The sequence below is a fragment of the Micrococcus sp. genome, assembly GCF_030523875.1.
Lineage (GTDB): Bacteria > Actinomycetota > Actinomycetes > Actinomycetales > Micrococcaceae > Micrococcus.
In genome coordinates, this window is sequence record NZ_JAUNHR010000043.1 from 5,414 (window position 1) to 18,819 (window position 13,406).

The 13,406-nt window shown below is 72.1% G+C and carries 10 protein-coding genes and 1 pseudogene; 3 read left to right on the top strand and 8 right to left on the bottom strand.

The window, feature by feature from the left end; translation table 11 throughout:
• Positions 1-316, bottom strand: a 316-nt coding sequence (locus Q4D18_RS07110) for a hypothetical protein (RefSeq protein ID WP_303126826.1), incomplete at its 3' end; no start/stop codon positions are given.
• Between the two features lie 1,399 nt (positions 317-1,715).
• On the opposite strand from Q4D18_RS07110, the pseudogene Q4D18_RS07115 reads away from it, so the two are divergent.
• Positions 1,716-1,993: pseudogene (locus Q4D18_RS07115) on the top strand (IS5/IS1182 family transposase); the annotation flags it as partial.
• A gap of 212 nt (positions 1,994-2,205) precedes the next feature.
• Here the strand turns inward: Q4D18_RS07115 and hisS are convergent.
• Positions 2,206-3,573, bottom strand: a complete 1,368-nt coding sequence (gene hisS / locus Q4D18_RS07120; RefSeq protein WP_303126827.1) for a histidine--tRNA ligase — start codon at positions 3,571-3,573, stop codon at positions 2,206-2,208.
• 188 nt (positions 3,574-3,761) lie between these two features.
• Here hisS and Q4D18_RS07125 point away from each other — a divergent pair, with 188 nt between their 5' ends.
• A complete protein-coding gene (locus Q4D18_RS07125) occupies positions 3,762-5,366 on the top strand; it encodes a DUF349 domain-containing protein (protein ID WP_303126828.1) in 1,605 nt (534 codons plus the stop codon).
• Positions 5,367-5,420: 54 nt separating this feature from the next.
• Entirely contained in the window at positions 5,421-6,065 is a 645-nt protein-coding gene (locus Q4D18_RS07130) for a hypothetical protein (RefSeq protein ID WP_303126829.1), read from the top strand.
• Positions 6,066-6,075: 10 nt separating this feature from the next.
• Here Q4D18_RS07130 and Q4D18_RS07135 read toward each other — a convergent pair whose 3' ends face one another.
• From Q4D18_RS07135 to ruvA, 6 genes are all read right to left on the bottom strand, one after another.
• Positions 6,076-8,361: a bifunctional (p)ppGpp synthetase/guanosine-3',5'-bis(diphosphate) 3'-pyrophosphohydrolase gene (locus Q4D18_RS07135; protein ID WP_303126830.1), complete on the bottom strand. Its 2,286-nt coding sequence runs from the start codon at positions 8,359-8,361 to the stop codon at positions 6,076-6,078.
• A gap of 68 nt (positions 8,362-8,429) precedes the next feature.
• On the bottom strand, positions 8,430-9,452 hold the full coding sequence (secF, locus tag Q4D18_RS07140; protein ID WP_303126831.1) for a protein translocase subunit SecF: 1,023 nt from the start codon (positions 9,450-9,452) through the stop codon (positions 8,430-8,432).
• Positions 9,449-11,224: a protein translocase subunit SecD gene (secD, locus tag Q4D18_RS07145; RefSeq protein WP_303126832.1), complete on the bottom strand. Its 1,776-nt coding sequence runs from the start codon at positions 11,222-11,224 to the stop codon at positions 9,449-9,451. The genes secF and secD overlap by 4 nt, the downstream gene beginning before the upstream one ends.
• A 65-nt stretch (positions 11,225-11,289) precedes the next feature.
• Entirely contained in the window at positions 11,290-11,661 is a 372-nt protein-coding gene (gene yajC, locus Q4D18_RS07150; RefSeq protein ID WP_303126833.1) for a preprotein translocase subunit YajC, read from the bottom strand.
• 54 nt (positions 11,662-11,715) lie between these two features.
• Complete coding sequence (gene ruvB / locus Q4D18_RS07155) at positions 11,716-12,729, bottom strand: Holliday junction branch migration DNA helicase RuvB (RefSeq protein WP_303126834.1); 1,014 nt, start codon at positions 12,727-12,729, stop codon at positions 11,716-11,718.
• Positions 12,726-13,370 carry a Holliday junction branch migration protein RuvA gene (gene ruvA / locus Q4D18_RS07160; RefSeq protein WP_303126835.1) on the bottom strand — a complete coding sequence of 215 codons (645 nt, stop codon included), beginning with the start codon at positions 13,368-13,370 and terminating at the stop codon, positions 12,726-12,728. Before ruvA ends, ruvB begins: the two co-directional genes overlap by 4 nt.
• Between the last annotated feature and the right edge of the window lie 36 nt (positions 13,371-13,406).

The window sequence follows — 13,406 nt, forward strand, 5'->3', positions numbered from 1 at the left end:
GGGGGGGGGCGGGGGCGCCCCGCGGCGGCGCGCGGGGCCCCCCGGGGGCCCCGGGCCCAACACCGGGCCGGGCCGCACTCCCATCCATCACGACGCGAGCGGCCTCAAGTGTGTAGTGGTCCTCGTCCACCTGCATGTGTGTCACCACCGCATTGGCCACATCAATCTCAACGAAGCCGGTCGGGGCCGAGCCGGCTGGCTCGTCTCGGCGCACCAATTCCAGGCGTACAGCGCGCTGATCCAGCCAGGAGGCACCGCACAGTCGGTGCTCATCATGATGGCCGCCCCAGATACCCAGCTCGGCGGGCGCGAACATGGCTAAGACCCGATGTGCCGGTGAGAACCACGGCCACTCGCGGTCCCGCACGAATCCCTCTTCCCCATCCGAGGGACGGACCACGAGACTCTCGCGTCCCGTACGAGGGTTATAGGAGATAAGACGCCTTGCCGACCTCGCCTTAAAGCCACCGTCGGAATCACGCGCCCTCACCTGGTATACCTCGGGCGAACGCAGATGCGGACTGGTTAGGCGCACTCGCGCCTCAATGGGGAACGTCATGCGATGGTCTCGGGTCGACGAAATCACAGTAGCGAGCGCCTGGAATGCGTCCATTATTGGAGTCTGGAGCGCACTATGGGGCCTCATGCTTCTCGCCCATAGGGGAACTTGCAAACTACCGTTTTGTAGCACTGAAATCGAGGGCCGTCAAAGGTTCCATTAACGTGAAACCACCTGCCAAAACTTGAATCATAGATAGAGATATTCATCATACGATGATAGTACTTACCCTCTCGCTTAGTTCCTCCATTATAGAGGGTTCCGGAGTCGGACACTGATACGGATGACCTCCCAGTATCCAGGGGGGCATTGTCAATCCACCGATCTGCGGCAATGGGGAAGTATTCTTTAAGTTCCATTGTCGCAAGTACTTCGATGGAGTAAGACCCACGGGGAGAAATACTCGCTGACCAGGAAGAGCGCCGAGCTTCCCCAACGACTGTTTTCAGGCTCACACCAGCGGCATGGGAAACTGTGGAGCCGCCCATTGTTGTGCCCCATATGAAAGATGTCCCACGGCGAGCAATGTACTCACTCTGAAAGCAGGTGGAGGATGAGCAAGAGGAAGTCGCGACGCTCTCCGAATTTTCAGGCATGGAGGACAGCTCCTCTGTAGAATTTTCCATCGCTAGAAAATCATCGATGGCACCTGAGTGAACTTCAACAGCGTCACCACCCACGGTAAGCGGTGTAATGGTAGGGGGGATTGAAACAGTTACAGTCCCATCAAAGCAGATAAAATCCCATTTATCCAGAGGAGTCAACTGCTTGTCCGAAGCGGAGTGGGCCAACGAGTCGGCGGCCATTTCACACGCCGCGCGTTCTATGGAAAAACCTTCATCATTCACGGGCGTTGCCGCCGATGGCGGGGCAGTAGCCATTGAGAGCAGAGACGCCATCATTATAGCGGTGAGACGTCGCCTGCTGGCTGTCATTTCAATCCCACTTCCTAGTTGCTCACGAAACAATCATTGATTTCGTGATTCACATCGTCCTGCCAGGGAGATCGGCTGTCAAGGGGCTTTTCGGTGTATCTTCAGAAGAAGGGGCTGATGGTGACCGGACGGGCCCTTGATGAGGGCAGGAGACGCCTCCACCTTGGCCGGGATCGTTGCACCGACAGGTGACGGAGAAGGTCTCAGGTCGCGAGACTTCCGGGGAGCTGAGCACGAAGATCCTTCAGCTCATCGGCGGTGCAGGGTTGCCGCTGGGCGGCCTGATCACCGGCGGCCAAGCAGGGGCTGCCCGATGCTGCTTCCTCTGCTGGAACAGCGGCGTGAGACCCAGCCGGTAGGGTAGCCCCGGACTCCCCCGGGCATGGTACTGGGTGACCAGGCGTACTGATCGCGGGCCGTCCGCACCCATCTGCGCGCCCGTGGCATCAAGACCGTCATCCCTGGGTCGGCGGACCAGCAGGGCCACCGCACACGCCGTGGCTCGGCGTCTGCGGACAGCCCGTTCGCCTCGACGCTGGGCGCCCGCGGGCCTGCACGGAGTACTGCCGGTGGAGCTGCTCCTCCCCGTGGGCGGTTCCCCACCGATGAAATCATACAGCGCAGGGTCGCCGAGCACCCGGGTCATCTCCCGTGCGTCGTCGGGGGTGATCGGGCGCAGCCGCACGGGGATGGTCTGGCCGGCCGCCCCGCTCACCCCTCGGCGCGCGTGACCTGCGGGACGAGGTCCTCGGCCGGCGGCGCCCACGTGGCGGCGTCGGCGGGCCCCTGCTCGCCCGAGCGGATGTCCTTGACCTCGTCCGCGGCGCCGTCCGCGCCCAGGAACCAGACGAACGGGATGCCGCGGCGGTCGGCGTACTTGATCTGCTTGCCGAACTTCTCCGCCGTCACGGCCACCTCCGCGGCGATGCCCCGGCCGCGGAGGGCGGCGGCGACGTCCTGGCCGCGGGACCAGTCGTCGTCGTGGGTGAGCGCGACGTACACCGCCGTGGGGACGCCGCGCGAGGCCACGGCCATCTCCTGGGACAGCATGCGCATCACCAGACGGGTCACGCCGATGGACAGGCCCACGCCCGGGAAGGTCCGGTTCCCCTTCGTCGCCAGGGCGTCGTAGCGCCCGCCCGAGCAGATCGAGCCGAGCTGCTCGTGGCCCACCAGGACGGTCTCGTAGACGGTGCCGGTGTAGTAGTCCAGGCCGCGCGCGATGGACAGGTCGGCCACCGCCCGGCCGGGGGCGCGCCGGTGCAGGGTGGCGACGACGTCGGCCAGCTCGGTCAGGCCCTCCTCCAGGAGCTCGTGCTCCACGCCGAGGGCGCGCACCTGCTCCACGAACACGGTGTCCGGGGTGCGGATCTCCGCGAGCGCGAGCGCCCGGCGGGCCTGCTCGGCGGTGGCGCCGACCTCCTCCTGCAGCAGGCGGGCCACCTCGTCGGCGCCGACCTTCTCGAGCTTGTCGATGCTGCGCAGTACCCCGGCCGTGTCCTCCAGGCCGATGCCGCGGTAGAAGCCCTCGGCGAGCTTGCGGTTGTTGACGCGGATGAGGAAGTCGCCGATCGGCAGGGCGCCGAGGGCCTCGGCCATCACGAGGGCGACGTCGGCGTCGTAGCGCGGGGAAAGGGCGCCGTCGCCGACGACGTCGATGTCCGCCTGCGTGAACTCGCGGGCGCGGCCCTCCTGGGGGCGCTCGCCGCGCCACACCTTCTGGATCTGGTGGCGTCGGAACGGGAAGGCCAGGTGGCCGGCGTTCTCCACCACGTACCGGGCGAAGGGCACGGTGAGGTCGAAGTGCAGGGCCAGGCGCTTGGGGTCGGAGGGGTCCTTGGCCCCGCGCACGCCGTCGGCGACCTCCTGGTCCTCGGCCAGGCGGGAGACGGCGTACACCTCCTTGTCCACCTCGCCCTTGCGCAGCAGCTGGCCCAGGGTCTCGACGGCGCGGGTCTCGATGCCCGCGAAGCCGTGGAGCTCGAAGGTCCGGCGCAGGGTGTCCAGCACGTGCTGCTCCACGATGCGCTCGGCGGGGAGCCACTCGTGGAAGCCGGACAGCGACTGCTTGCGGGACATGGGGCTCCTTCGTCGTCGGTGCGGGGGCACGGCGGGGCGGCGCGGATGTGGGGGCCCGCCGGCACCCGGGCCGTGGTCCGCACAGTCTAGGGGCGGGAGCCGGGTCTGGCCGGTACGCTGAGCCTGTTCGTGTCCATCCCCACCGCCGCGCATCCCGGCGCGGCGCACAGTCAGGGAGAGTTCCAGCGGTGACCCACCAGCATCAGTCCGACGACCAGCAGACCCCCGCCGCCGAGCAGGCGACGCCGGCTGCCGCCCCCGCCGAGCAGTCCGCGCCCGCAGCCGACCTCGCCGACGCCCTCGGCTCGATCGAGTCCGTCGAGGCCCCGGCCCCCGCCCAGGAGGACGCCGACGCGTCCGCCGAGGAGCAGGGCGTCGACGAGGGCTCGGTCCTCGAGGCCCCCGCCGAGGAGGCGTCCCAGGACGCCCCCGCGGCCCCGGCCGCGCCCTCCCCCGCCGCGCTGAGGCCCTCCCCGGCCGCGGCCCGGCCGGCGAAGGCCGCCGCGCCCGTCGCCCCGGCCCCGTCCGTGCCGCCGACCCCGCTGGAGGAGGCGGCCGCGTTCGCCCGCGTGTCCGAGGACGGGCACGTCACCCTGCTGGACGGCGAGGAGGAGGTGGCCGTCGGTCAGGTCCCGGACGCCGCCGAGCAGGACGCGCTGGCGTACTTCGTGCGCAAGTACGACGACGTCCGCGCCCAGATGGCCCTGTTCGAGCAGCGGATCGCCGCCGGCGCCCCGTCCTCCGAGCTGGGCAAGGCCCTCGGCCAGATGACCGCCGCCGTGACCGAGCGCCACATGGTGGGCGACATGACCGCGTTGCGCGCCCGCCTGGCCGCCCTCGAGACGCTGCTGGGCGACTACCGCACGGCCGAGCAGGAGCGCCGCCAGGCCGCGCAGGCCGAGCAGCTGGCCGCCCGCGAGGCGATCGTGGCCGAGGCGGAGGGCTACGCCGGGACCCCCGCCGAGCGCATGCCCTGGAAGCAGGCCTCCCAGCGCATGGCCGAGCTGTTCGACGAGTGGAAGGCCGCCCAGAAGGCCGGCCCGCGCCTGTCCAAGTCGGTCGAGGACGGCCTGTGGAAGCGCTTCCGCGGTGCCCGCACCGCGTTCGACAAGACCCGCCGCGCCCACTTCTCCCAACTGGACGCCAAGTCCGCCGAGGCCAAGCAGGTCAAGGAGCGGCTGATCGCCCGCGCCGAGGAGCTCTCCTCCTCCACCGACTGGGGCGTGACCGCCGGCAAGTACCGCGACCTGATGGACGAGTGGAAGCGCGCCCCGCGGGCCTCCCGCAAGGAGGACGACGCCCTGTGGGCCCGGTTCCGCGCCGCCCAGGACGTCTTCTTCGCCGCCCGCAAGGCGGAGAACGCGCAGATCGACCGCGAGTTCGGCGAGAACCTCAAGGTCAAGGAGCAGATCCTGGCGGACGGGCAGAAGCTGCTGCCGTTCACGGACGTCAAGGCCGGCCGCCGCGCGCTCAACGAGCTGCGCGGCCGCTGGGAGGAGGCCGGCAAGGTCCCGCGCGGGGACATCCGCCGCATGGAGGACGGCTTCCGCAAGCTCGAGGACGCCCTCAAGCAGGCCGAGAACGACCACTGGCGCCGCACCGACCCTGAGACGAAGGCCCGCACGAACTCGGCCCTCACCCAGCTCGAGGAGACCATCGCCGGGCTCGAGGCCGACCTGGAGAAGGCCCAGGCCAAGGGGGACCAGAAGGCGATCGCCAAGGCCCAGGACGCCCTGGACGCCCGTCTGCAGTGGAAGTCCGCCCTGGAGGCCTCCGCCTCCGAGCTGCGCTGACGCCTGTCCACAGGCGCCCGGCGGGGGCCGCCGGCGTCCTGGCAGGATGCCCGCATGGACGGCACCCACGCGCAGCGGATCGACGGGGACGGCGCGCCGCCCGCCTGGTCTTTCGCCGAGGGCCTGCTGCTGGCCGGGGAGTGCTTCACCGCCGCGGAGCTGCGGGTGCTGGCGGCCCGCGGGGCGGTCGAGGAGGTGCTGCCGGGCGTCTTCCGTCCCGCGGACGGGCCGTCGGGACCAGCCGAGCGGGCGCGGGCGCTGGCGCTGCTGTGCGCGCCGGTGCTGGCGGCGGGGTGGACGGCCATCGGACCGTCGGCGGCCTGGGTGCACACCGGGGGCGCGCCCCCGGCCCGGGTGCACGCGGCCGTGTCCCACTTCCACCGCCGACCCGCGGGCGGTCCGGGCGTGCCGTTCACGCTCGTGCAGTCGGACGTCGCGGCGGGGCCGGAGGGCGAGGCCCCGGCCGAGGCGGACGTGCGGCGGGTGGGCGGCGTGCGGGTCACCACGCCCGCGCGGACCGTGGAGGACCTGCTGCTCACCGGGGACCCGGACCACACGCGGCGGGCGGCCCGCCTGATCGCCCGGCACGGGGCGGCCGGGCTGCGCGAGCGCCTCGCCCGGCCCACCCGGCGGCCCGGGGCGGTCGGCGCGCGCCGTCGTCTGGCGCTGCTGCTGGCCGCTCTCGAGGAGCCTGCCTGAGCGGGCGGGGTCAGGTGCGGCGGCCCTCGAACACGCCGTCGATCCGGCGCACGGCGTTGACCACGTGCTCGAGGAACAGCGGGTCCCCCATCTCGAACACGAACCGGCTCATGGCCACCCGGTCCCGCGTGGTGTTCACCGACGCGGACAGGATGTTCACGTGGTTCTCGGCCAGGATCCGGGTGACGTCCGAGAGCAGCGAGGTGCGGTCGAGGGCCTGCACCTCGATCTCCACCGTGTACACCGCGTCCCGCGACGGCGCCCACGTCACCGCCACGCGCCGCTCGGGCTCGTTCTCCAGGATCGTGGCCAGGTTCCGGCAGTCGTGCCGGTGCACGGACACGCCCGAGCCGCGCGTGACGAACCCGACCACCTCGTCCGGCGGCAGGGGGTTGCAGCAGCGGGCGAGCTTGGCGAGCACGCCGCCGTCGCCGTCCACCAGGACCCCGGCCTCGTTGGTGGCGCGCGCCGGCGCCCGCCGGGCCTGCGCGGGGACGAGCCCCTCGAGGTCCACCTCGCCCACCGCGAGCTCGCCGTGCGGCTCGGCGACGGCGGCCGGCGGCGCCTGCAAGGCGGCCAAGCGCTCCACGGCGGCCTGGGGGGAGACGTGCCCGTCCGCGAGCGCGGCGAACAGCCCGTCCGGGTCGTGGTAGCCCAGGTCCCCGGCGAGCACGTCGAGGTCCTCGCCGCCCAGGGTCCGCTGCACCGACATCCCGGAGCGGCGCAGCTGCCGGGTGAAGGCCTCGCGGCCGCGCTCGACCTGCTCGTCCCGACGGCGGGTGGCGAAGTGGTGGCGGATCTTGGACTTGGCCCGGGGGGACACCACGAAGTTCAGCCAGTCGCGGCTGGGTCCGGCGTCCTCGGCCTTGGAGGTGAACACCTCGACCGTCTCGCCCTGGTTGAGGGGGGTGGACAGCGGCACGAGACGGCCGTCCACGCGGGCGCCCACGGTGCGGTGGCCGACGTCGGTGTGGATGGCGTAGGCGAAGTCCACGGGCGTGGACCCGGCCGGCAGGGAGCGGATCTCCCCCTTGGGGGTGAAGACGTAGACCTCGTCGGCGCCGATCTGGGTGCGCAGCGAGGAGAGGAACTCGTCCGGGTCGCTGGTCTCGTGCTGCCAGTCCATGACCGAGCGCAGCCAGCCGGGCGTGCCGTGGGCCGGGGCATCGGTGCCCTCGCCGCGGGCGCCGGCCTTGTAGCGCCAGTGCGCGGCCACGCCGTACTCGGCCTGGCGGTGCATGTCCCACGTGCGGATCTGGATCTCCACGGGCTTGCCGTCCGGGCCCATGACCGTGGTGTGCAGCGAGCGGTACATGTTCAGCTTGGGCACCGCGATGTAGTCCTTGAACCGCCCGGGCAGGGGGTGCCAGCGGGCGTGCACCACCCCGAGCACGCCGTAGCAGTCCCGCACCGAGTCCACGAGCACGCGGATGCCGGTGAGGTCGTGGATGTCGTCGAAGTCCTTCCCGCGCGTGACCATCTTCTGGTAGATCGAGTAGTAGTGCTTGGGTCGGCCCGTGACGGTGGCCCGCACGCGGTGCTCCCGCAGCTCCTCCTCGATCGCCCCGCGCAGGGCCGCGATGTGCTTCTCGCGTTCCGGGTTGCGCTCCCCCACCAGGCGCACGATCTCCGCGTACACCTTGGGCTTGAGCGCGGCGAAGGAGAGGTCCTCGAGCTCCCACTTGACGGTGTTCATGCCGAGCCGGTGGGCCAGGGGCGCGTAGATGTCGAGCGTCTCCCGGGCCTTCTTCGCGCTGGACTCGGGCGAGACGTAGCGCCATGTGCGCGCGTTGTGCAGCCGGTCGGCGAGCTTGATCAGCAGCACGTTGACGTCCTGGGCCATCGCGATGACCATCTTGCGGACCGTCTCGGCCTGCGCGGCGGCGCCGTAGGTGACCTTGTCCAGCTTGGTGACGCCGTCCACGAGCAGCGCGACCTCGGAGCCGAAGTCCGCCGTGAGCTGCGCGAGGGAGTAGTCGGTGTCCTCCACCGTGTCGTGCAGCAGCGCCGCCAGCAGGGTGGGGCCCGTGACGCCGAGCTCGGCCAGGATCGTGGCCACCGCCACGGGGTGCGTGATGTAGGGGTCGCCCGAGCGGCGCATCTGCCCCTCGTGGGCGCGCTCGGCCACCTCGAACGCCCGCACGATCCGCTCCTGCTCGGCGTGCGAGGTGCGCTGGCGCACCGTCCGCATCAGGGGCTCCAGCAGCGGCGAGTACTCCGTGGCGCGACGGCCCGTGAGCCGCGCGATCCGGCCCCGGCGGGCGGGGGCGGCGGCGCGGCGGTCCTGCTCGGTCACGGTGCCTCCTTCTGGGCCGTCCCGGCCCGGGGTGATGCGGCAGTCTACTCCGCGCTCGGATCAGCCGGTCAGAGCACCGCGCCGTGCGCGTCCTCGAGGTCGGCCTCCTGGCCCAGCCCGTCCCGGTCCCGGCCCACGCGCGCGTCCTGCGCGCGCACGTCCGCATCCCCGCGGCGCAGCAGCGCGTAGAGCGGGGCCTGGAGGAACAGGGTGGACAGGGTGCCCACGATGATGCCGATGAAGATGGCCAGGGAGATGTCCCGCAGCGTGCCCGCGCCGAGCAGTCCGGCGCCGATGAACAGGATCGAGCCCACCGGCAGCAGGCCCACGATCGAGGTGGTGATCGAGCGCACCAGGGTCTGGTTCACGGCCAGCTCCACGTTCTGCTCGAACGTACGGTCCGGGTCCTCCTCCTGGCCCAGGGTGTTCTCCCGGACCTTGTCGAACACCACGACGGTGTCGTAGAGGGCGTAGGAGAGGATCGTCAGGAAGCCGATGATCGCCGAGGGGGTCACCTCGAAGCCGGTGGCCCCGTAGATCCCCGCGGTCAGCGCCACCACGTAGAGCATGCCGACGACGGCGGCCAGGGACATCTTCCACGTGCGGAAGTACAGGGCCATGAACAGCGTCACGAGCACCACGAAGATCACCAGGCCCAGCAGCGCCTGCTGGGACACGGCCGCACCCCAGGTGGGACCCACGAAGGTGGAGGTCACCTGGTCCTGCGTGACGCCGTAGGCCTCCTGCAGGTTCTGTGCGACCTGGCGGGTCTGCGCGTCGTCGAGCTGCTCGGTCTGCACCCGCATGGTGCCGGGGGCGATCGCGGTGACGGTCGGCTCCACGCCGGGCACGACGTCGGCCACGGCCTCCCGGCCCGGGTCCAGATCGCCCGTGGCGGCGTCCGAGACGGTGAACTCCGAGCCGCCGCGGAACTCGATGCCCAGGTTGAACCCGCCGCGCAGGGCCGTGAGGCCCCCAGCGAGGACCAGCAGGGCCGCGGCGATCGCGAACCAGAGCCGCCAGCGGCGGACGAACGGGTAGGCGCGGCGGCCGGTGTAGAGGGCGTTGCCCCAGTCGGCGAAGCGGTTCACGAGGCGTCCTCCTGGGTGTCGGCCGGGCGGCCGTCGGCGGGGTCGGCCGCCCGCGCGCGCTCGGCGCGGCGGCGTTCGGCGATGGTGAGGGCGGGCTCGCCCCGGCCGCGGCGGCGGCCCGGGCGGGCCTCGAAGGCGGGGGCGGCGGCGGCGGTCGCGGCGCGCGGCTCGCGGACCCGGCCGGCGCCGCGGTAGAGCGCGGAGTCCACGCCGAGCTGGCGGGGATCCAGCCCGGACATGCGATGGCCGCGGCCCACGAAGTCGGACTGGGCCAGCAGGACCATGAGCGGGTGGGTGAAGAGGAACACCACGATCAGGTCGGCGATCGCGGTCAGGCCCAGCGTGAACGCGAAGCCGCGCACGTTGCCCACGGCCACAAAGTAGAGCACCACGGAGGCCAGCAGGTTCACGGCCTTGGAGGCGGTGATGGTGCGCTTGGCCCGCTTCCAGCCCTCGTGCACCGCGGACTCGACCGGGCGGCCGGCGCGGAGCTCGTCCTTGATGCGCTCGAAGTAGACGATGAACGAGTCGGCGGTGAGGCCGATGGCCACGATCAGGCCCGCGATGCCCGCCAGGGACAGGCGGTAGTTGTCCGTCCAGCCGAGGATCGCGATGGCCAGATAGGTCAGCAGGCCCGCCACGACGATCGAGGCGAAGGTCAGCAGGCCCAGGGCCCGGTACTGGAAGAACTGGTATAGGGCCACGAGGGCGAGGCCGATCAGTCCGGCGACCAGGCCCCAGCGCAGCTGGTCCTCGCCGAGGGTGGCGGAGATCTGCTGCTCGGACTCGATCGTGAAGGAGATGGGCAGCGAGCCGTAGTTGAGCTGCTCGGCGAGCTGTCCGGCGGACTGCTCGGTGAAGACTCCGCCGTCGATCCGGGCGCTGCCGCCGGTGATCACGGCGTTCGAGTTCGGCGCGGAGATGACGCGGCCGTCCAGGACCATGGCGAACTGCTTGCGGGGGTCGCCCTCCGGCATCGGGGTCAGCCGCTGGGTGACCTCCTGGAACGCGCGGGCGCCCTCCTCGGTGAAGTCCACGTTGACGCCCCACTGGTTCGTGGACACGCCGCCCGTGGACTGGGAGAGCCCCGGCTGCGCTCCGTCGACCTCGGTGCCGGAGACGACCACGGGGCCCAGGACGTACTTGACGGCCGGCGAGACGCCGGCCGGGGTCTCCTCCGCGGGCTGGCAGGCGACCACGGCGCGGTCGGCGGGCATGGGCGGGGCGTTGGGGTCGCGCGGGACGGTGCAGTCCGCGCGCTGGAACTCGTCCGCCAGGTCCGGGGTCAGCCAGTTCGGGTCGTAGGCGTCGGCCGGCGCGGCCGAGGGCGCCGGGAACTGCTCCTTCGGGAGGAGCTGCTCCTCGGGGGTGGGCTCGCCGGGGGCGGCCTGGAGCACGGGGCGGAACTGCAGGTCCGCGGAGGCCTGGATCAGGCGGCGGGTGTCCTCGTCCGGGACGCCCGGCAGGGAGACGACGACGTTCTGGTCGCCCTGCGTGGCGACCTCCGCCTCCGCCACACCGGAGCCGTCCACGCGCTGGCGGATGATCTCGACGGCCTGGGCGAGCTGCTCCGGGGTGGCCTGCTCACCCGAGGCCGTCTGCGGGGCCAGCACCATCTGGGTGCCGCCCTCGAGGTCGAGGGCGAGCTTGGGGGCCCAGCCGGCCTGGCCGGTCGCCACGCCGATGCCAAGGATCGCGGTCAGGGCCACGAGGAGCGCGGCCAGCCAGGCCAGGGCGCGGCCGGCGGCGCGGGAGGGGGAGGTCTTCGCCATGCGTCACGTGCTCTCTGTGCGCGGCACGGGCCCGGCGGTGCGCGCCGGGCCCGGCCGAGGTGGTCTCAGGCGCGGTCGGTGCGCGGGTCGACGCCGTCCGCGGGGGCGGCCGCGGCGGCCTCGGCTGGCTCGACGATGTTCGCCACGCCCTGCAGGTGCACGTCCAGGCGGGTGCCGGGGGCGGTCTCCAGGGTGACGCGCTGGTTCGGCTCGTCCACGGCCACCACGGTGCCGAAGATGCCGGCGGCCGTCATGACCTCCATGCCCGGGGCCAGGCGGCTGCGCATCTCGACGGCCTGCTGCTGGGCCTTCTTGGCGCGGCGGAAGGACAGGAACAACATCAGGGCCAGGGCGGCGAACATGACGAGCATGAACACGTTGCCACCCCCGGCCGCCTGCTGGGCGATGACGGGGGCGAAGGTCTCGGACAGCGGCACGGGGCGCACTCCTCGGGTCTGGTCGGGATCGGGATCCGGGCCAGTCTAGGGGGATCAGCCGGGCGCGCCCTCCGGGGACGTCATGCCCAGGTGCTCCCAGGCCGACGCGAGGGCGACCCGGCCGCGCGGCGTGCGGGCCACCATGCCCTCGCGGATGAGGAACGGCTCCGCCACGGTCTCCACCGTCTCGGCCTCCTCCCCCACGGCGGTGGCGAGCGTGGTCAGGCCCACCGGCCCGCCGCCGAACGTGGTGCACAGCGCGGTCAGCACGGCGCGGTCCAGGCGGTCCAGGCCGCGGGCGTCCACCTCGTACATGGTCAGTGCGGCGGAGGCGGCCTCGGCGTCCACCGTGTCGAGGCCCTTCACGAGGGCCCAGTCACGCACGCGCCGCAGCAGGCGGTTGGCGATCCGGGGAGTGCCCCGCGAACGGGACGCGATCTGGCGGTAGCCGTCCGTGTCCACGCGCATGTCCAGCAGCGCGGAGGAGCGGCGCAGCACCCGCTCGAGCTCCTCCTCGGCGTAGAACTCGAGGTGCCCGGTGAACCCGAAGCGGTCCCGCAGGGGCCCGGGCAGCAGGCCGGCGCGCGTGGTGGCGCCCACCAGGGTGAACGGCGGCAGCTCGAGCGGGATGGACGTGGCGCCGGCGCCCTTGCCCACCACGATGTCCACCCGGAAGTCCTCCATGGCCATGTAGAGCATCTCCTCCGCCGGCCGGGACATGCGGTGGATCTCGTCGAGGAACAGCACCTCCCCCTCGGTGAGCGAGGACAGGATCGCGGCGAGGTCCCCGGCGTTCTGGATGGCGGGCCCGGAGGACAGCCGCAGGGGCGCGTTCATCTCCGCGGCCACGATCATGGCCAGCGTGGTCTTGCCGAGCCCCGGAGGGCCGGAGAGCAGGACGTGGTCCGCCGTGCGCCCGCGCAGCCGGGCCGCGGCGAGCATGAGGTCCAGCTGCTCGCGCACCCGGTGCTGGCCCACGAACTCCTCGAGGTGCCTCGGCCGCAGCGCCGCCTCGAGACGGCGCTCCTCGGCGTCGGCCTCGAGGGCGGAGACGGGGTGCTCGGTCATCGGCTCCGGCCCCCCCGCACGGCGGCGGCGGTGCCGACGTCGCGCAGCGTGGCGCGCAGCAGGGCGGCGACGTCGCCGGAGCTGGCCACGTCCGGATGGGCGGCCACGGTGGCGGCGACGGCCTTGGCCGCCTCCTTCTCGGACCAGCCCAGGCCGACCATGGCCTGCACGACGTCGGCGTGCCACGCGTCCTCGGGGGCGTCCGGCTCCGGGGCCGCCGCGGCGTCGGGCTCCTCCCCCGTGGGGGGCAGGCGTCCGGCGAGGTCCACGATGATCTTGCGGGCCATCTTCGGTCCGATGCCGGGCACGAGGGTGAGGGCCTTCTCGTCCTCCTCCGTCACGGCGCGGCGCACGTGCTCGGGGTGGTGGACGGCCAGGATCGCCAGGGCCAGGCGCGGGCCGACGCCGTTGGCGCCCAGCAGGACCTCGAACACCTCGCGCTCGGCGCGGTCGGCGAAGCCGTAGAGGGTGAGGGCGTCCTCCTTGACCACCAGGTGGGTCTGGACGGTGGCCGTCCGCCCCTCGTGCAGGGTGGCCAGGGTCTGCGGGGTGGCCGCGAACGCCAGGCCCACTCCCCCGGCGGTGATGACGGCGTGGTCGAGGCCGACGTGCTCGACGGCCCCGCTCAGGGATGCGATCAACTCGGTCCGCCTTCCGGGCTCGAGGGGGGTGGGAGG

Coding starts and splice junctions, on each gene's coding strand:
- hisS (WP_303126827.1), bottom strand. CDS start 3,573: ATGTCCCGCAAGCAGTCGCTGTCCGGCTTCCACGAGTGGCTCCCCGCC.
- Q4D18_RS07130 (WP_303126829.1), top strand. CDS start 5,421: ATGGACGGCACCCACGCGCAGCGGATCGACGGGGACGGCGCGCCGCCC.
- secD (WP_303126832.1), bottom strand. CDS start 11,224: ATGGCGAAGACCTCCCCCTCCCGCGCCGCCGGCCGCGCCCTGGCCTGG.
- ruvB (WP_303126834.1), bottom strand. CDS start 12,729: ATGACCGAGCACCCCGTCTCCGCCCTCGAGGCCGACGCCGAGGAGCGC.